The sequence below is a fragment of the Paraburkholderia sp. MM5477-R1 genome, from assembly GCF_050436385.1.
Lineage (GTDB): Bacteria > Pseudomonadota > Gammaproteobacteria > Burkholderiales > Burkholderiaceae > Paraburkholderia > Paraburkholderia tuberum.
The window spans coordinates 1715162-1735159 of sequence record NZ_JBNDMC010000007.1; the positions used below are offsets into that span (position 1 = coordinate 1715162).

The following is a 19998-nucleotide window of genomic DNA, read 5'->3' on the forward strand; positions in this document are numbered from 1 at the left end:
TCAGTCAAAGCTGACGGCAGGTGGCGCTATAGGCGCGGCTTTTTGTCGTGCGCCTGCCTGGCGACCGAACTCAAGGAGCGCAATGCTTCCGAAAATCATGAATACGGCTATGAGTTCGAGCGGGCCGACGCGTTCGCCCGCACTCCAGCCGATCAGCAGCGCGACGACCGGCGTGACGTACACAGCGCTCGCGGCGGCTATTGCCCCGAGTTTCTCGAGCAGGTAGTAATAGAGCAGAAAAGAGGCGCCGGTGCCGAGCAGTCCCAGACCAAAAGCAAGTCCCGTCGCGGCCTTCCAGTCTTGCAGAATTCGGCTCACCCCGTGCAGATCCGTCAGGCTAACGAGAATCAGCAACGCCAGTCCCATCTGCCATGTGACGATTGCCAGCGGAGGAACGCTAGTCCCAGACAGATACCGGCGCACATAAATGTAGGATAGACCGAACACAATCGATCCGGCCAGCATCCACGCTACCCCGATCGCGCTGATCGCAGCATCGGGGCTCGTGCTCGTCCATGGTCGCGAGATGAGAGCGATACCGAGGATTCCTGATAGCACGCCGGATGCCATCATTCGGTTCATGCGTTCATTGCGCAGAAAGACGCCCGACGCAATCGACGTGAAGAGCGCGGGTGATCCGCCGAGAACGCCCGCAATGCTGGATGGCAGAAGCGCAGTGCCTTGCGCCATCGCAAAGTATGAGAACGCCGTCGCAAAAGCCGCCATGATGGTGAAGTGATGGAGGTATCTGAGCTGGGCGAAACGGACGACTCTTTTACGCCAGGCAAGCACCGCGAGCGGCGCGAACCCGAAGAAGACGCGCAACAGGGAAATCTGTCCTGCAGTTACGAGTCCTGACGCCCACTTCATGTAGATGAAGTTCGAGCCCCAAAAAACTCCGAGAAGTGCGAAGGCAGCGTAAATCCGAATCACGGTCTTTCCCTGCTGCGGTTATGCTTCTCGGAGAGGATGTCGCGCGACGAGCGCTCTTGCTTCCCTTGGAGGGGCCGGCATCAAGCGACTGCCGCAACGTAGAAGCTGTGCGGGAGTGTATTCGCGAGCCGCGACGCGCCAATCGAATTTCATGCGGCTTATAGTTAGCGCAAAGCGGGCTTGTGCAATTCCGCAGGAGAGCGGGAAATGCTAAGTTTCAGGTGCCCTGGTGTAATCGCGAGAGGGCTTTTGCGCCTATAAGCCATGGAAACTGATATGCCGAACCCCGGTTGCGACACGCTGCTTCGTGGCGATTCGCCTGTCCTTGTCGTTACGCCCCACACGGGTACCTTGATTCCCCAAGAGTTGCGCAAGCACGCTGGCTGGGTGCCTGTCGAGGGCCGGCTGGCCGATCCTGCCGGACTTCTGTTTCATGACGCCGCGCGCCGCTGCGGCACCACCCTGATCTCCGCCCGATATCATCCATGCGTGATCGATTTCATGGTGTCCGCGGATGGTCCTCCGTTGTCTGTTGGAGTGGATCGTGGAGGGCTGTGTCGAACGCACACGTCACGCGGAGAGTCTCTATATGAGCCGGATATGCCGCTGACTACCGCCGAGGTGAATGAGCGCGTCGAACGACTGTGGCGACCATTTCATCTGGCCGTCGCAGAAGAAATTCGGCGTCTTCGCGCGCTGCATGACCATATTCTGCTGCTTGTGCCGCATGCGAGCTGCTGGCTTTCGCCATTTCGCGAGGAGTCCGCCGGCCGCGACTGCAACGTCGGAACCGACAACGGTAAAGCCTGCGACCGGAAACTCGTCGGCGCGCTGACGGAATCCGCCAAGGCCCAGGGACGCTCGTGGGTGGTTAACGGGAACATCGCCGATGGCTTTACCGCGGAGCACTACGGAAACCCCGCATCCGGCATTCATGTGTTGAACCTGGAGATTTCGGGCCAATGGAGAGTCGATTGCGCATCCGAGGCTGACCGGGCGCTGGCGGGACCGGCGGATGGCGGTGCATTGCGAGCGTCGCGGGACCGAAACACGAGCCTCGTCGACACCGCCATGGCGCCGCTGCTTGAGACCTTCGAAAATGTTCTGCGAGGTCTGCCCGCGGCCGTCCGGACGGAGGCTGACCGGCATACCGGTGCGCATCAGTTGTAGAGTTCCCGTTGCGGGGAAATCGCCTCGCTGAACATCGTGCTACATTCAGTCACCCATGAGCCGCCGGAAATGAAAGAGCGCTTTCCTGAACAGTTTCCCGACTGGGACTTGCTCGCAAGCTGGGTTGCCGTCGTGGAAGCAGGGTCGATCTCCGACGCAGCAATCAGGCTCGACATCTCGCAAGCCGGTGTGTCCCATCGCATCAAGGTGCTGGAAACGCTGCTCGATACCACCTTGCTCGACCGGGCGACCCGTCCCGCCCGCCCCACTTCGGCGGGGCAAAGGCTCTTTGAACACGCCACCGTGCTACTGCAGGGCGCGAGCCAGATGGTGGAGAGCGTGCGCAGCGTCACGCGCGCGAAACGTGTGGTCGTAAGGCTGGGTTGCGTGGACTCTTTCGCGGCCACGATGGGCCCGATCGTCATTCGCGCGCTTGCGGGCACGTCGCATCAGATCCGTCTGTGGTCGGGCATTGGTCCGGTGCTCGAGGCCCAGCTGGAAGCACGGCAGGTCGACATCGCAGTGACCACGTCTGGCCAGACGGGCGCGCCGGGAATCATCCGGCAAAGGCTTTTTTCCGAACCCTATCTGGTCGTCCTGCCGCGCAACTTCGAGATCGACCGTTACGGTACGCTGACCGATCTCTCAACGCATCTCCAGTTGATCCGCTATAGCGCGAGGTCGGTCATCGGTCAGCACGTCGATGGGTATCTGGCGGCGAACGCAGAGAGTATCGAACGCACGTACGAGCTCGATGCGACGGACCCGTTACTGAGTCTGGTCGCAGCCGGACTCGGTTTTGCGCTGACCACGCCCATGTGCCTATGGCAGTCGCGTCAGTATCTGAACGATGTCCGCGTCGTGCCGCTGACGTCGTTTTCGCGGCACGGCCGCCCCTACCAGACACTCAGCCGGTCGTTCTACCTCGCGTTTCGCGAGAACGAACTTGGCCGGCTGCCCGTCGACATGTATGACATGCTGAGACTTGCGTTTCAGCGGCAGGTGGGGCGAGACATTGCGGCCGCGCTTTCGCTCGCGCCCGAAGACGTCTATACGATGGACGGGGCCTGATCCAGAGTCCGCTGCACAAACGCCGCCGATTCTATACATAAGAGACATTGGCTTAATCAACTCCCGCACAAAGACGGGCTAGTCTTGTACCTGAACCGACCGGCCTCGCCTTTCCGCCTTCGAGGACAAACTCGCGTCGACCGGCCATTCGTCCCATCGTTTTTGAAGGAGCAGGGGTTGAACTCAAGTCCAAATTTTCCACTTCCGGCCAATGAGCCCGAAGTGCACTTCGGTGCCGGCTCCAAGGCCGCCGAGCAGCTTACCGAGGCATTGAGCGTACGCGACGTCGTCGAGATCCCGACCGTCATCGGTGGTAAACGTTGTTTCTCCAATGACGTCGTCGAGGTCCGCGCACCGCATGACCATTCGCGTCTGCTCGCGCGCATTCACCGTCCGACCAACGCGCAGATCGGCGAGGCGATCGCCAATGCGAAGTCAGTTTCGCGCGACTGGGCGGCGCTGTCGTACGCGAGCCGCGCGACGATCCTGCATCGCGCGGCTGACATTATTGCAACGCGCCAGCGCATGCGCATCAACGCCGCGACCGTGCTCGGGCAGAGCAAGACCATCGATCAGGCGGAGCCGGACTCGGCATGCGAACTGATCGACTTTCTGCGCTTCAACGCATTCAACGCCCATCGCGTGTATGCCGAACAGCCGCTGTCCGTCTCGACGGCTGTCAATCGCACGGACTGGCGTCCACTCGAAGGCTTCGTGTATGCCGTGTCGCCGTTTAACTTTACGGCGATCGGCGGCAATCTGACGACCGCGCCTGCGATCATGGGTAACACAGTGCTGTGGAAGCCGTCCGAGAAATCGGCACTCGCCAACTGGATTTTCTACGAAGCGCTCGAAGAAGCTGGTCTGCCCGCTGGCGTCATCAACTTCGTGCCGGGCGATGCGGAACTGACCACCCGCGCCGTGCTGGATTCGCCCGATCTTGCGGGCATCCACTTCACCGGATCGTCGGCAGTGTTCCAGTCGCTGTGGAAGGGTGTCGCCTCGAAGGTCGGTGCGTTCCGCACGATTCCGCGCCTGGTCGGCGAGACTGGCGGCAAGGACTTCGTGCTTGCGCATCCGTCGGCGCATCCGGCGGAACTGGCGATCGCGCTGATCCGCGGCGCGTTCGAGTATCAAGGCCAGAAGTGCAGCGCCGCATCGCGCGCGTACATCCCGCAGAGCTTATGGCCAGCCGTGCGCGAACAGCTCGTCGAACGCCTCGCGCAGCTGAAGGTGGGCGATCCGGCCGATCTGGGCAAGACGTTCATGGGTGCGGTGATCTCGCAGGCGTCGCATGCGAAACTGACCGCCGTCCTGAACGCCGCGAAGGACGACAGCAAGGTTACGATCGTCGCGGGCGGCAAGACGTGGTCAGAGCCGGGCTTCTTCGTCGCGCCGACGGTGCTCGAAGTCAGCGATCCGGGGCACGCATTGATGACCCAGGAACTCTTTGGCCCAGTGCTGTCGGTGTTCGTCTACGCGGACAATGCGTGGTCCGAGACGCTGGCGCTGATCGACGCGACAAGCCCGTACGCGCTGACCGGCTCGATCTTCTGCACCGATCGCTTCGCACTGCATGAAGCTGAAGCCGCGCTGGTCAATGCGGCCGGCAACCTGTACCTGAACGACAAGCCGACGGGCGCGATGATTGGTCAGCAGCCGTTCGGCGGCGGCCGCGCGAGCGGCACCAACGACAAAGCCGGTTCGTACCTGAATCTGCTGCGCTGGACGTCGCCGCGGGTCGTGAAGGAAACCTATTTGCCGCCGCGCGAGTGGTCTTTCGGCAGCTAAGCTAACCTGGGCAGAAAGCCGCGCGGATCGTCGATTCGCGCGGTTTTTTTATTCAGTCGTCGTAATGGCGGAGGCTGGCAGGGCTCCGTGCGAACCCTCCGATCCCAGGCGGTCAGTCGCGCCATGCGCAAGTCTATAGTGGAGAATTCCAGACATGACCGACTCACGGGTGTTTGATTTCAAGGCGGGCTCCTTGCCATTGCTGGTTTCCATTCCGCATCTGGGCAGCATCATCCCGGACGACCTGCTGGACGGATGCACGGATGCCGCACGCACCGTCGCTGACACGGACTGGCACCTCGACCAGCTCTACGACTTCGCCGCGCAAGCCGGCGCTTCCGTCCTGAGTGCGCGCGTCTCTCGATACGTCATCGATCTGAACCGTCCGCCTTCCGGCGAGAGTCTCTATCCAGGGCAGACCACTACCGGGCTGTGCCCTTGCGAAACGTTTCGTGGTGAGCCGATATACGCCGATGGGAAAGTGCCCTCGTCCGAAGAGATAACGGCACGGCTTCAGGCATTCCATGCGCCCTATCACGCGAAGCTACGCGAGACGCTCAGAGAGCTGAGGGCCGAGCATGGGCAGGTTCTGCTTTGGGAAGCGCATTCGATTGCGAGCGTGCTGCCCCGTCTCTTCGATGGCAAGCTTCCCGACCTGAACCTGGGCACGAACTCCGGCAAGTCGTGCGCGCCGCAGGTTCTGGATGCGGTGACGGTAACCCTGAACCGGCAGCCATTTTCATGGGTTGCCAATGGCCGGTTCAAAGGCGGCTATATCACGCGCGAATACGGGCGGCCGGAAGAGGGAATTCACGCTATCCAGCTCGAGATGTGTCAGTCGACCTACATGAACGAGGACGCGCCGTTCGACTATCGGCCAGACATCGCGGCAAGCATAAAGCCAGTCGTGGAGCAGATGATGTCGGCGGCGCTGGAAGCCATGCGACGTCTGTCCTGATAGAGACGAGAGTAGATGCAAGAAAGCCGTCACCGCGGATCAGCGGTGACGGTGGCCAGGTGATGCCGCCGGCCCTCGGGTTAATCAGAGTGATTGAGTGAGTTGCGGCACCGCTTCGAACAGGTCGGCAACCAGACCGTAGTCCGCGACGCTGAAGATTGGCGCTTCGGCGTCCTTGTTCACCGCGACGATGACCTTCGAATCCTTCATGCCGGCGAGGTGCTGGATCGCGCCGGAGATGCCGACGGCGACGTAAAGCTGCGGCGCGACAATCTTGCCGGTCTGCCCGACCTGCCAGTCGTTCGGAGCAAACCCGGAATCGACCGCGGCACGTGACGCACCGACGGCAGCGCCCAGCTTCTGGGCGAGCGGATCGAGCAGGGCGAAGTTCTCCGCGCTCCCCATGCCGCGACCACCCGAGACGACGATTCGGGCGGACGTCAGCTCCGGCCGCTCACTGGTCGACACTTCTCTGCGGACGAACCGCACGCGCGCCGTGGTCGCGGTCGCCTCCCTCTTTTCGACAGACGCTGAGCTGCCTGTCGCTGGCGCGGCCTCGAACGCGGTCGTCCGGATTGTCGCGACCTTGACTGCGTCGTCGCACTGCACAGTGGCAATTGCATTGCCGGCGTAGAACGGCCGGTCGAATGTATCGTCCGAGTGGATTGCGATCACATCGGAAATCTGCGATGCATCGAGCCTCGCCGCGACGCGCGGCGCCACGTTTTTGCCCGCCGCAGTCGCGGGAAAAAGGAGGTGAGAGTAAGAAGACGCGAGCGCGAGAACCTGCGCCGCGATGTTCTCGGCGAGACCGTCAGCCAGCTCGGGTGCGTCGATCAGGATCACCTTGTCCACGCCTGCGATCTGACTCGCGGCACGGGCCGCGGCCTCGGCGCTGTGACCGGCAACGAGTACATGGACGCCGTTGTTCAATTGACGCGCTGCTGCGACGGCGTGCAAGGTCGAAGCCTTGATCTGCGCGTTGTCGTGTTCTGCGATGACGAGAGTGGTCATTTAGATTACCTTCGCTTCGTTTTTCAGTTTGTCGATGAGCGCAGCCACATCGGCGACGCGCACGCCGGCCTGGCGGACGGCTGGCTCCACCACTTTTAGCGTCTTGAGGCGGGGAGCCGGATCGACGCCGAGCTCGGCAGGGCTGACCGTGTCAATCGGCTTCTTCTTCGCCTTCATGATGTTGGGAAGCGTCACGTAGCGAGGTTCGTTCAACCGCAGATCGGTCGTGACGATGGCGGGCAGCTGCAATTCGATGATTTCCAGTCCGCCATCTACTTCGCGCGTCACCGTCGCTGTTTCGGCGCCGATCTCGATATGACTCGCGAATGTTGCCTGCGGCCAGTCCAGAAGCGCGGCGAGCAACTGGCCGGTCTGGCCGGCGTCATCGTCGATGGCCTGCTTGCCGAGAATCACGAGTTGCGGCTGCTCGCGTTCGACCGCCGCTTTCAGCAGTTTGGCCACGGCAAGCGGCTGCAACTCCACATCGGTCTGGATGTGCAAGCCACGATCCGCGCCAATCGCGAGCGCGGTACGCAGCGTTTCGGCACTCTGCGCCGGGCCACAGGTGAGCGCGACGACTTCGCTCGCCTTGCCTGCTTCCTTGAGGCGTGTGGCCGCTTCCACGGCAATCTCGTCGAACGGATTCATCGACATCTTCACGTTGCCTATGTCAACGCCCGTTTGGTCCGCTTTCACGCGGACCTTCACGTTGTAGTCGACAACGCGTTTGACTGCAGCAAAGATCTTCATGTGACGTTTCCTTCATTGCGAAGTTTTAATTGACCCACTGACTCGATCAGGACCAGCGCAACGGCGGCACCCGAAGCTGACGGAAACAACGGCGTTGGTACGGCATCCGCCAGCGGTGTGACCAGCAGGTCCGGTCCGTCGACGTGCCGCGTGATCAGGGAGTCTGACGCTAGCGCCATCGCCCTGGTCCGGTCTTCCGTTCGCCAGGCGCAGGTTCCGCTCAACGGCAACACGAGCGCAAAACTGCCGGTCGGTATGAGGGTGGTTTCACGCAACGGGACAACGCGCGAGCGAAAGCGCCCGCGCGCCGCCATCGTGTTGAGCGCGATGACCGGACCGCCTCGCAGCGTGGCCTGCCAATCGATTCCGCCGTCATATTCAACAGCACGACCCGGCTCCAGCATGACGTGGTTTCCGGTGTGTCGCAGATCGACTCCCGGGCCCTGGACCACGAGCGACAGCCGGTCCATATCAGGAAAACGTGAGTACGGACCATCGCGCTCCACTTCAGCGAGGCTGATGCGCCAGGCACCGTCGGCGCCTTCGGCGAGAGGGCGAGTTCGACCGCCGCCGTTACGCCACGGCTGCAACGCGTACGACGCAAGCGGCCGGATCGTGAGGCCGGTCGGCACGCGCCCTTCAGGAAACGGCGCCAAGGCCATATTTGCCGGTCAGAAGCTCGCCGGCGGCAAAGCGTTCGATCGAATACGGCTTGAGCGACACGTCCGTCGTCACGCCGAGCGCGCTTTGCGCCAGGATCTTGCCGACGGTAGGCGAGAGCTTGAAGCCGTGACCCGAGAAGCCGTAGCCGACCGTCAGCCCCTCGATGCCCGGCAGCGGTCCGAGCACCGGATTCCAGTCCGGCGTCACGTCGTAGACGCCCGTCCACGACGACGCGATGCCCGCCGCCTCGTAGGCCGGGAAGCGCTCGGCGACCTGGGCCCCGACATCGACGATATAGTCCATCGGAATGTCGCCCTGTTCGGTGTCCGCGGCGCTGAGTTTCTCGCCGACCACGCCTTCGCTCACCAGCATCTGGTTGCCGCCGTAGCTGCGGTAATAGAGCATGCCTTCGGACGCCAGATCCTTGAACACCGGCATCTTGAACGTGTACGCGGCGCCGGCGCAATCGAGCGCGAGGACTGCGTGGCGTTCCGGCGCGATGGGCAGCGTCTTGCCGGTCCAGCTGGCGAGCTCCGGCGTCCAGATGTTCTGTGTGCTGATGACGGTCGAGCACGCGAAATCGCCCGCGCTGGTCGACACGCCAACCACCTTGCCGTTTTCGATCAGCAGCTTGTTCACGGTCACGTTCTCGCGGATGGTCACGCCGCCACGCCGCGCTGCGCGCGCGAAGCTGGTCGCCGTGAGATACGCGTCCGCGAAGCCGGCTTCCGGCTCGTAGCCGATCAACGCGGCGTCGTTGAATTCCGCGATCGGCAGGAGTTCCTTCGCCTGGCGCGCATCGAGCAGTTCAAGCGGGATGCCTTGCGCCTTCTGCTGGTCGAGCGACGCGCGCAACGGCTCGAGCTTGTCGCCGTCGGCCGCGACGATCATATAGCCGCACTTCACGAGGCCGCACGATGCTTCGTCGTCGCCGATATAGGCGGCGAAGTCGCTGAACACCGACCACGACTTGCGCGCGAGTTCGACGTTTTCCTTTACAGAATAGTGCGTACGCAAGATGCCCGACGACTGCGACGTCGTGCCCGCTCCGATCGTGGCGCGATCGAGCACCAGTACGTTCCGCGCGCCGAGCTTCTGCAGGTGAAACGCGACCGAACTGCCGATCACACCCGCTCCGATCACCACCACATCATAGGTATTCACGATTCCGCTTCCTTGTTTGGGTTACCCACAGTTAGCGCAGTGTGAGGTCTCCGAACCGAAGCCGCACGAATATCAACCAGCGCGATGTTTAGCAAAAGTACGGTTCGTGCAGTTGCGCTTCGCAGATGATGTTTCTCGGGTTTGTACGGAGGCTCCGTAGGGGATTGCACCAAACTTGTCGCCCAACGAGCGACATCAATCCAACAGCCGCTTGTTTGCAGCATCAGCACCATTGATAACGTCGCAAGACATTTTGTCGCCAACTACGATGCGCTGCGAAATGTTTTGACCACATGGGGTTTGGACACATGAACACAGGCACTCAAGCGGGCGACGCGATCGACCGCGAGTCGATGGAGTATGACGTCGTCATCGTCGGCGGCGGCCCGGCTGGGCTGTCCGCGGCGATCCGGCTGAAGCAGCTGGCGGCTGAAAAGGCCGTCGAGCTTGGCGTGTGTGTGCTGGAAAAAGGCTCGGAGATCGGGGCGCATATCCTGTCGGGCGCCGTGATGGATCCGCGTGCGTTGAATGAACTGATTCCTGACTGGAAGGAAAAAGGCGCGCCGCTGACGGTCGACGTGACCGAGGACCGCTTCCTGTTTCTGTCGGAAACGGGCGCGAAGAGCGTGCCGAACTGGGCGCTGCCGGACAATTTCAAGAACCACGGCAACTACGTGATCAGCCTCGCGAACGTGACGCGCTGGCTGGGTCAGCAGGCCGAGGCGCTGGGCGTGGAGATCTTCCCGGGCTTTCCGGCGGCGGAGATTCTGTATAACGGCGATGGTTCGGTCAAGGGCGTCGCGACCGGCAACCTCGGCATCGGCAAGGACGGCCAGCCGACCGGGAACTTCCAGCTCGGCATGGAACTGCACGCGAAGTACACGCTGTTCTGCGAAGGCGCGCGCGGCCACCTCGGCCGTCAGCTTAACGACCGGTTCAAGCTGCGCGACGGCGCCGATCCGCAGGTCTATGGCCTCGGCATCAAGGAGTTGTGGGAAATCGATCCCGCGAAGCACAAGCCGGGTCTGGTGATGCATACGGCCGGCTGGCCGCTCGAAAACGACACCTACGGCGGCTCGTTCCTCTACCACATGGACAACAACCAGGTGGTGGTGGGCTTCGTGGTTGGCCTCGGCTACACGAATCCGTATCTGTCACCGTTCGAGGAGTTCCAGCGCTACAAGACGCATCCGGCGATCCGCGCGATTCTCGAAGGCGGCAAGCGCGTGTCGTACGGCGCGCGGGCGATTACCGCTGGCGGCCTGATGTCGCTGCCGAAGCTGGTGTTCCCGGGCGGCGCGCTGGTGGGTGACGATGCGGGCTTCCTGAACGCCTCGCGGATCAAGGGTTCGCACGCGGCGATCAAGACCGGCATGCTGGCCGCCGACGCCGCATTCGAAGCGGTGCAGGCGGGGCGCCAGAACGATGAACTCACCGCCTATCCGGAGAGCTTCAAGACGTCGTGGCTGCACACCGAACTGCATCGCGCGCGCAATTTCAAGCAGTGGATGGGCAAGGGCCTGTATCTGGGCACGCTGATGGTCGGCATCGAGCAGAAGCTGCTGGGCGGCAACGTGCCGTGGACGCTGCATCACCAGCATTCGGATCACGAAATGCTCAAGCCGGCGTCGCAGTGCAAGCCGATCATGTATCCGAAACCGGATGGCAAGCTCACGTTCGACCGGTTGTCCTCGGTGTTCATCTCGAACACCAATCACGAAGAAAACCAGCCGGCGCACCTGACGCTGAAAGATCCGACCGTGCCGGTCAACGTGAACTGGCGGACCTATGCGGGACCGGAGTCGCGTTATTGCCCGGCCGCAGTGTACGAGTTCGTGAAGAACGACAACGGCAGCGAGCGGCTCGTCATCAATGCGCAGAACTGCGTGCACTGCAAGACCTGCGACATCAAGGACCCGACGCAGAACATCGTGTGGGTGACGCCTGAAGGCGGTGGCGGCCCGAACTACTCAAACATGTAGAGCGGGGACGACATCGCGCCTGTCAAGACGATGCTCACTAATGCGCCGAAGGCGCCGAAGCCGCACGCTTCATGTTCGACTTCCAGACCCAGTGGGTGGCGTTGTCGATCATGCCATGGAATATTCCAATGACTTCATCCATCGAAATGCTGGCAGCGACCTTGTGCTCGATCCATAACCCATGCACAAGCGCCATGGCCTGGATTGCGTGTATGCGCGCCATCGCCGGATCACAGCCGGCCTGCTTCAGGTCGAACAGGAAGTTGGACCGCAGACGGCGCGAAAACGCGGCGCACAACCTCTGGACTTCCGCTTCGTGCGCGGACGAGCTCCACATATGCGGCCATACGTTCGCGGCGCCTGGACTCATGACTTCCTGGTTGAAGCACATGTCCGCCGTGAATTTCATGCGCTCGACAGGGTCGGCGATGGTGCGGCGGCCACTCGTCAACCGTTCGCGCATCCGTCGGATCAGATACATGAACGTCTTGTACACGAGATTGCTTTTGTTCTCGAAGTGGTGGTGCACGAGGCCGACCGATACACCGGCGTAGTCGCTCACCTTGCGAATCGTGAGGTTTTCGAGCCCGACATCTCCGACCACCGCCAGTGTGGCGTCGAGCAGTCTCGCTCGCATTCCCTCATATTGCCAGCCGTCTTCCTTCCGGGAGTTGGCCGTTGCGACCTCAGACGCCGTTTGCATTTAAAGATCCTGAGTTTGAGTTACCGAGCATCACGCAGGTGGGCAGCCAACTGACGCGTCTCATGCAGCCATCTTACTTGGTGGGATTGGTTTGAACAAATGTTTACCGAACCACGGGCTACCAAGGCCCCATATTACTGAACATCCGTTCATTTAGCGTCGACCAAAATCAACGCGTTGAGTTGGTCCGTCTCGGCCGAGCGCAGGAAGACTGGGCACAAAGTATAGGGAGAAATTATTTTTGACACATTCCCAGCTTCGTTATAGTAGGGAAAACGCCAAATGAATTGAACATGCGTTCAGGCTACGATGCCCCATCTGAGAGCTTAAGCGGGAATTCGCCTGATCGTGTGTTCAGTTGGCTAGCGCAGCATGTCGAAACTGCATCCGGCCCGGGCGCCGCGAGACGCTTTGGTAACAGTGCGGTGAGCGAAAGGTTGCGAACGATTTAAGAGCTTTTCTTGAGGAACGGTGATGTCGACAATTGTCTCTTTCAAAAACGTCCAGAAGACGTACGACGGCGAAACTCTGGTAGTGAAAAACCTGAACCTTGACATCAAGGAAGGTGAATTTCTCACGATGCTGGGGCCGTCCGGTTCGGGAAAGACCACTTGCCTGATGATGCTGGCGGGATTCGAAACGGCGACTCACGGAGAGATCCTGCTGCAGGGGCGCCCGATCAACCGCATCCCGCCCGAGCGTCGAAATATCGGCATGGTGTTTCAGAGCTATGCGCTCTTTCCTCATAAGTCCGTGGCCGAGAACCTCGCCTTCCCGCTGAAAGTGCGCAAGGTCAGCAAATCCGACATCGAAACGAAGGTCAGGAGCGCATTGAAGATGGTGAACATGGAGAAGTTCGCCAATCGCATGCCGGGTCAGTTGTCCGGAGGGCAGCAGCAGCGTATCGCCGTTGCGCGGGCGCTGGTGTTCGAGCCTGCGCTCGTGTTGATGGACGAGCCGCTTGGCGCGCTCGACAAGCAGCTTCGCGAACAGATGCAGTACGAGATCAAGCAGATCCATGCGCAAAGCGGTCTGACGGTCGTGTATGTCACGCACGACCAGAGCGAAGCGATGACGATGTCCGACCGCATCGCCGTCTTCAACAACGGGATCATCCAGCAACTCGCTACGCCGTCGAAGCTGTACGAGCAGCCGGAAAACGTGTTTGTAGCGCGCTTCATTGGCGAGAGTAATGAGCTGAAGGGCATCATCGCCGAGGTCGAACAGGAGCGGTGCACCGTCAAGCTCAACGGTGGTCATACCATCAAGGCAAGCACCGGCGTGGCCATTCGGGCTTCCGACAACGCGTGCGTGTCGCTGCGACCGGAACGCGTGGCAATCGGCGAGTCGGCCAAGGGCTGCGACAACGTGTTCAGCGGCGGTGTGAAAGACCTGATCTATTACGGCGATCATCTTCGTCTGGTCATGCATATCTGCGGCAAGGACGACTTCATTGTCAAGCTCCCGAATGACGGCGTCGCCCGCACGCTGCGAGTCGGGGATTCAGTGAACATCGGCTGGATGGCCGACGCGTGCAGGGCATTGCAATAGGAACCGGGTCTGTGAGGACATGACGCCGGCATCATCCGACGCCCGGCGACCTCTAGCCCAGCCTGGCCATCAGGCTGTACTGGTCTCTGATGTCATCCAGAGACTCCGCGCCAACCAGACAAGGCGGAATTTCTGCCGTACTGCAAAATGATCCTTCCCACTGATATGACCGTCCCGGCGGGTGACGCCCCTCCAGCGATTGCCGACGACCTGCAAGGGCTTAAGGCCCGACTGCGCCGGGCGGAACGCACCGAGCGCGCGAAGGCCTTTCTGCTGGTCTTTCCGCTGCTGGCATTCCTGCTCGTCACGTTTCTGGTTCCAATCGGAAGCCTGTTGCTCAAGAGCTTTCGGGACCCGACGATTTCAAACGAACTGCCGCACGCGGCTGCGCTGCTTCGCAATTGGGATCCTGCCTCAGGCAAGGTGCCGGGCGATGCAGTCTTCACTGCATTCGGCAACGATCTCACGGCGGCAAAGGGCAATGACGGCGTGAGCCGCGTTGCGTCGCGGCTCAATTACGACGAAGCCGGTTTGCGCAGCCTCATCATGAAAACGTCGCGACACCTTGGCGATGATCAGTCAGGCTCCTGGCACAGCCGCCTGACGACGATCGATTCGCGCTGGGACGACCTTGCCGTCTGGAGCACGTTGAAATACGCGGCCTCTCCGTGGACATTGGACTATTACCTGAAAGCCTTCGACTTCAAGCGGGACGCGTCCGGCGCGATCGTCCGTCAGGGCGAGGGGCAACGCCTGTACGTCGATGTCTTTGTCCGCACAGCGTGGGTAAGCGTATTCGTCAGTTTTCTATGCCTGCTGTTTGGTTACCCGGTCGCTTACTTCCTTGCCAATATTCCCGCGCGCTACGGCAATCTGTTCATGATCATGGTCCTGCTGCCTTTCTGGACCTCGATCCTCGTGAGAACGACTGCGTGGGTTGTCGTGCTGCAGACGCATGGGGTCGTGAACGATCTGCTCGTTCAGCTCGGCATTAGCAGAATGGCGCTGATCTATAACCGGTTCGGCGTACTGGTCTCGATGACGCACATCCTGTTGCCCTACGCCATCCTGTCGTTGTACAGCGTGATGAAGGGCGTCCCGGCGGTCTACGTGAAGGCCGCACGCTCGCTCGGAGCAGGGCCGATTCGCTCGTTTTTCCAGGCCTATTTTCCACAAACGCTGCCTGGCGTCGGAGCGGCCGGAATGCTGACGTTCATTCTGGCGGTGGGCTACTACATTACGCCCGCGATCGTGGGCGGACCCGATGATCAGCTTGCCAGCTACTACATCGCCAATCACGTGAACGCCACGCTCAACTGGGGACTGGCGAGTGCACTGGCTTCAGTCCTCCTCGTGGGCGTATTGCTCATCTACGGCATTTTCGTGCGCATCACCGGCGGTGCCGGCGTGAAACTGGGGTAATGCACATGTTCAACTTTCCTGCTTACGTGACCGTTTGGGGAAGAGTCGGGCGCGTCTCATTTGTCGCGCTTTCGCTCACGGTGCTGCTATTCCTCGTGCTGCCGATTCTCGTGGTCATGCCGCTGTCTTTCAACTCGCAGCCTTACTTTACCTATCCGCTTCCCGGACTGAGCCTGCGCTGGTATCAGGAGTTCTTCGGGAGCTCGGACTGGATGCTGGCGCTGAAGAACACCATGATCACCGGCGTCGTATCGACCGTCATTGCAACCCTGCTCGGTGTGACTGCTTCGCTGGGATTGACCAGTAGCCGCATCCGGGGAAAGCAGTTGATTACTGCCGTCCTTATCTCGCCGATGATCGTGCCGCTGATCATCACCGCAGTGGGCGTCTACTTCGCCTTCAGTCCGCTCGGCCTCACTGGCAGCCTGGTCGGTCTCATCCTGTCGCACGCTGCGCTGGGCGCGCCGTTCGTCGTGGTTACCGTTACGGCGACGCTGGCGGGCTTCAATGAAACGCTGAGCCGGGCAGGCCGCAGTCTGGGCGCCTCTCCGTTGCGCGTGTTCCTGCAGGTGAAGCTGCCGATCATCGCCCCCGGCGTCGTATCGGGAGCGCTGTTCGCGTTCGCGACTTCCTTCGACGAAATTGTCGTCGCGCTTTTCCTGACCGGTCCGGACCAGCGCACTATTCCGCGGCAAATGTGGGCGGGCATTCGCGAGCAACTCAGCCCAACGATTCTTGCGGTCGCCTGTCTGCTGGTGGTGATCTCGACGCTGCTGCTGTTGACGCTCGAAGCGCTGCGTCGTCGCACGGAGCGACTTCGCGGCAGCAGCAGTCATGTTGCCTGAATTCATGTTGCCGAATACAGCCGTCATTTCTTCTACGCCTCTTACCGTTCAATCGATCATGCTGTCCAAAATTCAGGAAATGCAGGCGCAGACATCCGATCTGTCGATTCTTCGTCAACGGATACGGGATGCATCCGGCCTCCCGGAAGACGTCGTCGTTCGGGAGTTGATCAACACTGCGTACCTGGATCCCGATACGCTTACCCGTGTGCAGGCTTTGGCTTCGCGCCTTGCCCAGGGCGTACGCGATACGCGCATCAACGCGGGAGGGGTGGACCTCCTCACCCAGGAGTTTTCACTCGATAGCCGCGAAGGTATTGCGCTGATGTGTCTTGCGGAGGCGATGCTGCGTATCCCCGACACGCCCACGCGAAACCAGCTGATCCGCGACAAGATCGTCGATGCGGATTGGCGTGCCCACCTCGGGAAGTCACCCTCGCTTTTCGTCAACGCGACTGCATGGGGACTGCTTGTCACCGGTAAGCTGCTCAAGCAGCCCGACGAAAAATCACTGTCGGAGGCATTGACGCGCGTAGTCCGCAAAGGCGGCGAAGCAGTAGTGCGATCGGGCGTCGCCTATGCAATGCGCTTGCTGGGCAAACAGTTCGTCACCGGCCAGACGATCGAAGAAGCGATCCGTCTGGCGAAAACGCGGGAAGGACAGGGCTACCGCTTCTCCTACGACATGCTCGGCGAGGCGGCGCTGACTGAAGAAGACGCCGAGGCCTATTTTCAGTCCTACCGCCACGCGATCGAAGCGATTGGCAAGGACGCGTCGCTACGCGGCGAGATTGACGGACCGGGCGTATCGGTGAAGATTTCCGGCCTGCACGCGCGCTATGAACTGTCGCAGCGCGCGCGCGTCATGGAGGAGCTTTATCCGCGGTTGCTGAGCCTCGCGCAACTGGCGAAGAAATACGGCATTGGTTTTCACCTCGATCAGGAAGAGTCGGCGCGCTTCGATCTGACGCTGGAAATGCTCGAGCGGCTGTCGTACGAGCCGAGTCTCATGGGATGGAATGGCATCGGCATCTCACTGCAGGCCTATCAGAAGCGCGGACGGTTCGTCGCCGACTGGATGATTGCGCTCGCGCGCGCGACGGGTCGCCGCTTCAATGTCCGGCTGGTCAAGGGCGCTTACTGGGACACCGAAATCAAACTCGCGCAGGATGCCGGTAGCGACGGCTACCCCGTGTTCACGCGAAAAGTCCATTCGGACGTCAGCTACATCGCCTGTGCAAAAATTCTGATCGCCGCACCGGACGCGATTTTCCCGCAGTTCGCGACACACAATGCGTTTTCGATCGCTGCGGTGCACACGCTGGCAGGCGATGGCGAATACGAATTCCAGTGTCTGCACGGCATGGGTGAAAGCGTCTATGACCAGATCGTCGGATCTGGCAAGCTGGGCAGATCGTGCCGCGTGTACGCGCCCGTCGGCCCGCATGCAACGTTGCTGGCCTACCTCGTACGCAGGCTGCTGGAAAACGGCGCCAACTCTTCGTTCGTCAACCAGGTGGTCGATCCGTCGGTGAGTATCGCCGACATCGTCGCCAGTCCGATCGACAAGGCCGCCCGCACGCAAGGGCGGATGCATGAGGGCATTCCGAGCCCGCGAAATGTTCTGCCGGGACGTCTGAACGCCGCGTCGTTAGACCTCGCGACATCGACGGAATTCAGCATGGCGATTGCTGAGCTCCGTGCCGTGCGGATAAACGTACGCTCCATCGTCGGGGGCGAGCTGATTTCCGGCGCCGGTGCGACCACCCTTGTCTATAGCGCAGCAGATTCGAGCGAAGTGATCGGCAGTATCGAAGCATGCCGTCCCGCGACGGTCGAAGACGCTTTGCAAAAAGCAGGCGGCGCTACGGATTGGACGAGCACCACCGCGGAGTCGCGGGCAGACATACTGGATGCAGTCGCGAACGGTTTTGAGGAACGCGGACCGGCGCTTGCAGCGCTGCTCGTGAAGGAAACCGGCGCAACGATGTCCGAAGCGGCCGAAGAAGTGCGCAGCGCAGTCAATCTGTGCCGGCTCTATGCGTGCGAACTTCGCGACGAACGCTGGTTGCAGACCAGCGAGCCGCTCGGCGTGATCGCGTCCATCACTTCCGCATTCAATCCGCTAATGGGCTTGGTTGGGCAGGTCGCGCCTGCGCTTGCAGCGGGCAACGCGGTCATCGCAAGGCCGGCAGCGTGTGGCTCGATGGTAGCGTTCGAGACGGTTAGAACCTTCCTGAAGTCCGGTGTGCCTGCCGGCGCGTTGCAACTGCTTGCCGGTGGCGAAGACGACCTGAGTCGTACTCTGGTGATCGACCGGCGTGTCCAGGCGGTGCTCTTCACCGGCGATCAGGACATGGCGGCGAAGATTGCGGCGCACGCAGCCACTCTGTCCAACGCACCGAAGCTTCTGTTCACGCTACGCAGTGCCAACGCGATGATCGTGGACAGTTCGGCCCTTCCGGAGCAGGTCATTTTCGACGCGACGGTGTCGGCGTTCAGGTCCGCCGGACAAGCGGCGATGTCGTTGCGAATTCTGTGCTTGCAGGATTCGACTGCCGAGAAAACGCTGAGAATGCTCAAGGGCATCCTGAGCGAGCGGGCGACAGGCAACCCGCTTGACGTGTCCACCGACATCGGACCGGTCGCGACCCCCGAGGTAAGACAAAAGGCAGAAGCCTATCTCGAGCGCTTGCAACGCGCGGGCTTTGCGATTACCCGCGGCAGGCCGGTGAGGGGCGACAGGAGCGGAAACTACGTATGCCCGGCGATCGTCGATCTTGGCACGACCGGGAACCTCGCGTCGATTGCAGCGGATGTGAGCGGTCCGATCCTCCACGTCGTTCGTTATCGCACGGGTCAACTGGACGAATTACTCGAACAGCTCAATCGTATTGGATGCGGCGTAATCGGACTGCATACGCGCATCAACGAAGCGGCGGGCAAGCTGCTATCGAGGACGACGGCAAGCAGCGTGTGCGTGAATCGCGCGATGCATTCCACCTTCGTCGGTATGCAACCTTCAGCCGGAGTTGGAGCGGCGGGAACGGGCCCGATGCTGGCTGGTCCGCTCACGTTGTCCGCCTTGACTAAAGCCGGCGCGCGTCAGCTTTCCTCTGAGGCGGGACCGTTCGCACGCTGCGACCGTTTCGACAGCAAGTTCTACGAGATTCCAGTTGAGTCGGGCAAGGATCGTTTCATTGCGCGTCGCAACGCGCTGGCGGCAGAAAAGGCCCGCCGCACAAAGGCCATCGAGGACCTGTTCGCGCTTGTCTGCGCCGGAGCAGGAGATCGTCTGAACACAGACCAGGTGGCCGGCGCTCGCGACTCGCTCATCCGCCTGATCGCGTTGTCTGATCCGCTTGCTCTGCCCGCGCTATCCGGTGAGGAAAACACACTTGAATTCCTGCCCCGTGGAACCGCCCTATGTGTCGCAGGCGAGCCCCACGAAAGGGTCTTCCAGGCGATGATCGCCAGCGCGTTCGGCAACAAGGTTGTGCTTCCCGCAGACGATGTAGCGACAGCGGTGAAGCGCGTGCTTGGTGAACACTGCGTCATCGCGGCAACGTCCGATCTGCAAAACCTCCTGGAGACTGAACAGCCAGGAGCCCGGCCTGACGTCGTGCTGGTTTCGCGAAAGGCGCGCGTTGCGCCAGCTTTTTCGGCAGCCTGCATCAGACAGCGCATTGCACTGCTCAAAACCGATTTTTCCGAGGGTTGCGATCTCACCGGGCTTGTCCGTGAGCGGATCACCACGGTGAACGCGAGCGCGGCAGGAGGTAATACCCAGTTGATGGTGTTGAGTGAGGGAGAACAGTGACGGGACGCGTAACGCGCACTGGCTCATCGACGGGCGATTACACGTCTGCCCGGAGATTCCGGATGATCGGCTCCGCGTGGCAGCGAAAAGAAGTGAGGTCGTAGCAGCACAAGTGGTCTTTTTAAATCCTAAATTGAATGGCGATACGGTGCCATCAGACG

General features: G+C 61.2%; 15 protein-coding genes. 9 read left to right on the forward strand and 6 right to left on the reverse strand.

Annotation, left to right across the window (positions count from 1 at the left end; translation table 11 throughout):
- On the reverse strand, positions 1-933 hold the full coding sequence (locus tag OKW35_RS36755; RefSeq protein ID WP_429554623.1) for a DMT family transporter: 933 nt from the start codon (positions 931-933) through the stop codon (positions 1-3).
- A gap of 276 nt (positions 934-1209) precedes the next feature.
- Here OKW35_RS36755 and OKW35_RS36760 point away from each other — a divergent pair, with 276 nt between their 5' ends.
- The 4 genes from OKW35_RS36760 (at position 1210) to hutG (ending at position 5923) form a co-directional block, all read left to right on the forward strand.
- Entirely contained in the window at positions 1210-2103 is an 894-nt protein-coding gene (locus OKW35_RS36760; protein ID WP_429554624.1) for an N-formylglutamate amidohydrolase, read from the forward strand.
- Between the two features lie 69 nt (positions 2104-2172).
- Positions 2173-3174: a LysR family transcriptional regulator gene (locus tag OKW35_RS36765; RefSeq protein WP_429554625.1), complete on the forward strand. Its 1002-nt coding sequence runs from the start codon at positions 2173-2175 to the stop codon at positions 3172-3174.
- A 177-nt stretch (positions 3175-3351) separates the two neighbouring features.
- Positions 3352-4965 (forward strand): L-glutamate gamma-semialdehyde dehydrogenase, encoded by a 1614-nt coding sequence (pruA, locus tag OKW35_RS36770; RefSeq protein ID WP_429554626.1) that lies wholly within the window; start codon positions 3352-3354, stop codon positions 4963-4965.
- Between the two features lie 154 nt (positions 4966-5119).
- Positions 5120-5923, forward strand: a complete 804-nt coding sequence (hutG, locus tag OKW35_RS36775) for an N-formylglutamate deformylase (protein WP_429554627.1) — start codon at positions 5120-5122, stop codon at positions 5921-5923.
- An 84-nt stretch (positions 5924-6007) separates the two neighbouring features.
- Here hutG and OKW35_RS36780 read toward each other — a convergent pair whose 3' ends face one another.
- From OKW35_RS36780 to OKW35_RS36795, 4 genes are read right to left on the reverse strand one after another with little or no spacing between them, the layout of a single operon-like run.
- Positions 6008-6937 carry an electron transfer flavoprotein subunit alpha/FixB family protein gene (locus OKW35_RS36780; protein WP_429554628.1) on the reverse strand — a complete coding sequence of 310 codons (930 nt, stop codon included), beginning with the start codon at positions 6935-6937 and terminating at the stop codon, positions 6008-6010.
- Positions 6938-7687, reverse strand: coding sequence for an electron transfer flavoprotein subunit beta/FixA family protein (locus OKW35_RS36785; protein ID WP_429554629.1), 750 nt, complete (start codon positions 7685-7687; stop codon positions 6938-6940).
- Positions 7684-8319 carry a HutD/Ves family protein gene (locus OKW35_RS36790; RefSeq protein ID WP_429554630.1) on the reverse strand — a complete coding sequence of 212 codons (636 nt, stop codon included), beginning with the start codon at positions 8317-8319 and terminating at the stop codon, positions 7684-7686. The genes OKW35_RS36785 and OKW35_RS36790 overlap by 4 nt, the downstream gene beginning before the upstream one ends.
- A gap of 7 nt (positions 8320-8326) precedes the next feature.
- Positions 8327-9514, reverse strand: coding sequence for an NAD(P)/FAD-dependent oxidoreductase (locus OKW35_RS36795; protein WP_429554631.1), 1188 nt, complete (start codon positions 9512-9514; stop codon positions 8327-8329).
- A gap of 308 nt (positions 9515-9822) precedes the next feature.
- Between OKW35_RS36795 and OKW35_RS36800 the strand changes: the two genes are divergently transcribed.
- Entirely contained in the window at positions 9823-11496 is a 1674-nt protein-coding gene (locus OKW35_RS36800) for a 4Fe-4S dicluster domain-containing protein (RefSeq protein ID WP_429554632.1), read from the forward strand.
- A gap of 37 nt (positions 11497-11533) precedes the next feature.
- Here OKW35_RS36800 and betI read toward each other — a convergent pair whose 3' ends face one another.
- On the reverse strand, positions 11534-12199 hold the full coding sequence (betI, locus tag OKW35_RS36805; RefSeq protein WP_429554633.1) for a transcriptional regulator BetI: 666 nt from the start codon (positions 12197-12199) through the stop codon (positions 11534-11536).
- 474 nt (positions 12200-12673) lie between these two features.
- On the opposite strand from betI, the gene OKW35_RS36810 reads away from it, so the two are divergent.
- The 4 genes from OKW35_RS36810 (at position 12674) to putA (ending at position 19837) form a co-directional block, all read left to right on the forward strand.
- Positions 12674-13750 carry an ABC transporter ATP-binding protein gene (locus tag OKW35_RS36810; RefSeq protein WP_429554634.1) on the forward strand — a complete coding sequence of 359 codons (1077 nt, stop codon included), beginning with the start codon at positions 12674-12676 and terminating at the stop codon, positions 13748-13750.
- A gap of 147 nt (positions 13751-13897) precedes the next feature.
- On the forward strand, positions 13898-15172 hold the full coding sequence (locus tag OKW35_RS36815; RefSeq protein ID WP_429554635.1) for an ABC transporter permease: 1275 nt from the start codon (positions 13898-13900) through the stop codon (positions 15170-15172).
- A gap of 5 nt (positions 15173-15177) precedes the next feature.
- Entirely contained in the window at positions 15178-16017 is an 840-nt protein-coding gene (locus OKW35_RS36820) for an ABC transporter permease (RefSeq protein ID WP_116119564.1), read from the forward strand.
- Positions 16018-16075: 58 nt separating this feature from the next.
- A complete protein-coding gene (putA, locus tag OKW35_RS36825; RefSeq protein WP_429554636.1) occupies positions 16076-19837 on the forward strand; it encodes a bifunctional proline dehydrogenase/L-glutamate gamma-semialdehyde dehydrogenase PutA in 3762 nt (1253 codons plus the stop codon).
- The last annotated feature ends 161 nt before the right edge of the window (positions 19838-19998 follow it).

Bases quoted from the DNA above. Each gene is read 5' to 3' on its own strand.
- OKW35_RS36760 (WP_429554624.1), top strand. From the start codon at position 1,210: ATGCCGAACCCCGGTTGCGACACGCTGCTTCGTGGCGATTCGCCTGTC.
- OKW35_RS36765 (WP_429554625.1), top strand. From the start codon at position 2,173: ATGAAAGAGCGCTTTCCTGAACAGTTTCCCGACTGGGACTTGCTCGCA.
- hutG (WP_429554627.1), top strand. From the start codon at position 5,120: ATGACCGACTCACGGGTGTTTGATTTCAAGGCGGGCTCCTTGCCATTG.
- OKW35_RS36780 (WP_429554628.1), bottom strand. From the start codon at position 6,937: ATGACCACTCTCGTCATCGCAGAACACGACAACGCGCAGATCAAGGCT.
- OKW35_RS36785 (WP_429554629.1), bottom strand. From the start codon at position 7,687: ATGAAGATCTTTGCTGCAGTCAAACGCGTTGTCGACTACAACGTGAAG.
- OKW35_RS36800 (WP_429554632.1), top strand. From the start codon at position 9,823: ATGAACACAGGCACTCAAGCGGGCGACGCGATCGACCGCGAGTCGATG.
- betI (WP_429554633.1), bottom strand. From the start codon at position 12,199: ATGCAAACGGCGTCTGAGGTCGCAACGGCCAACTCCCGGAAGGAAGAC.
- OKW35_RS36810 (WP_429554634.1), top strand. From the start codon at position 12,674: ATGTCGACAATTGTCTCTTTCAAAAACGTCCAGAAGACGTACGACGGC.
- OKW35_RS36815 (WP_429554635.1), top strand. From the start codon at position 13,898: ATGATCCTTCCCACTGATATGACCGTCCCGGCGGGTGACGCCCCTCCA.
- OKW35_RS36820 (WP_116119564.1), top strand. From the start codon at position 15,178: ATGTTCAACTTTCCTGCTTACGTGACCGTTTGGGGAAGAGTCGGGCGC.
- putA (WP_429554636.1), top strand. From the start codon at position 16,076: ATGCTGTCCAAAATTCAGGAAATGCAGGCGCAGACATCCGATCTGTCG.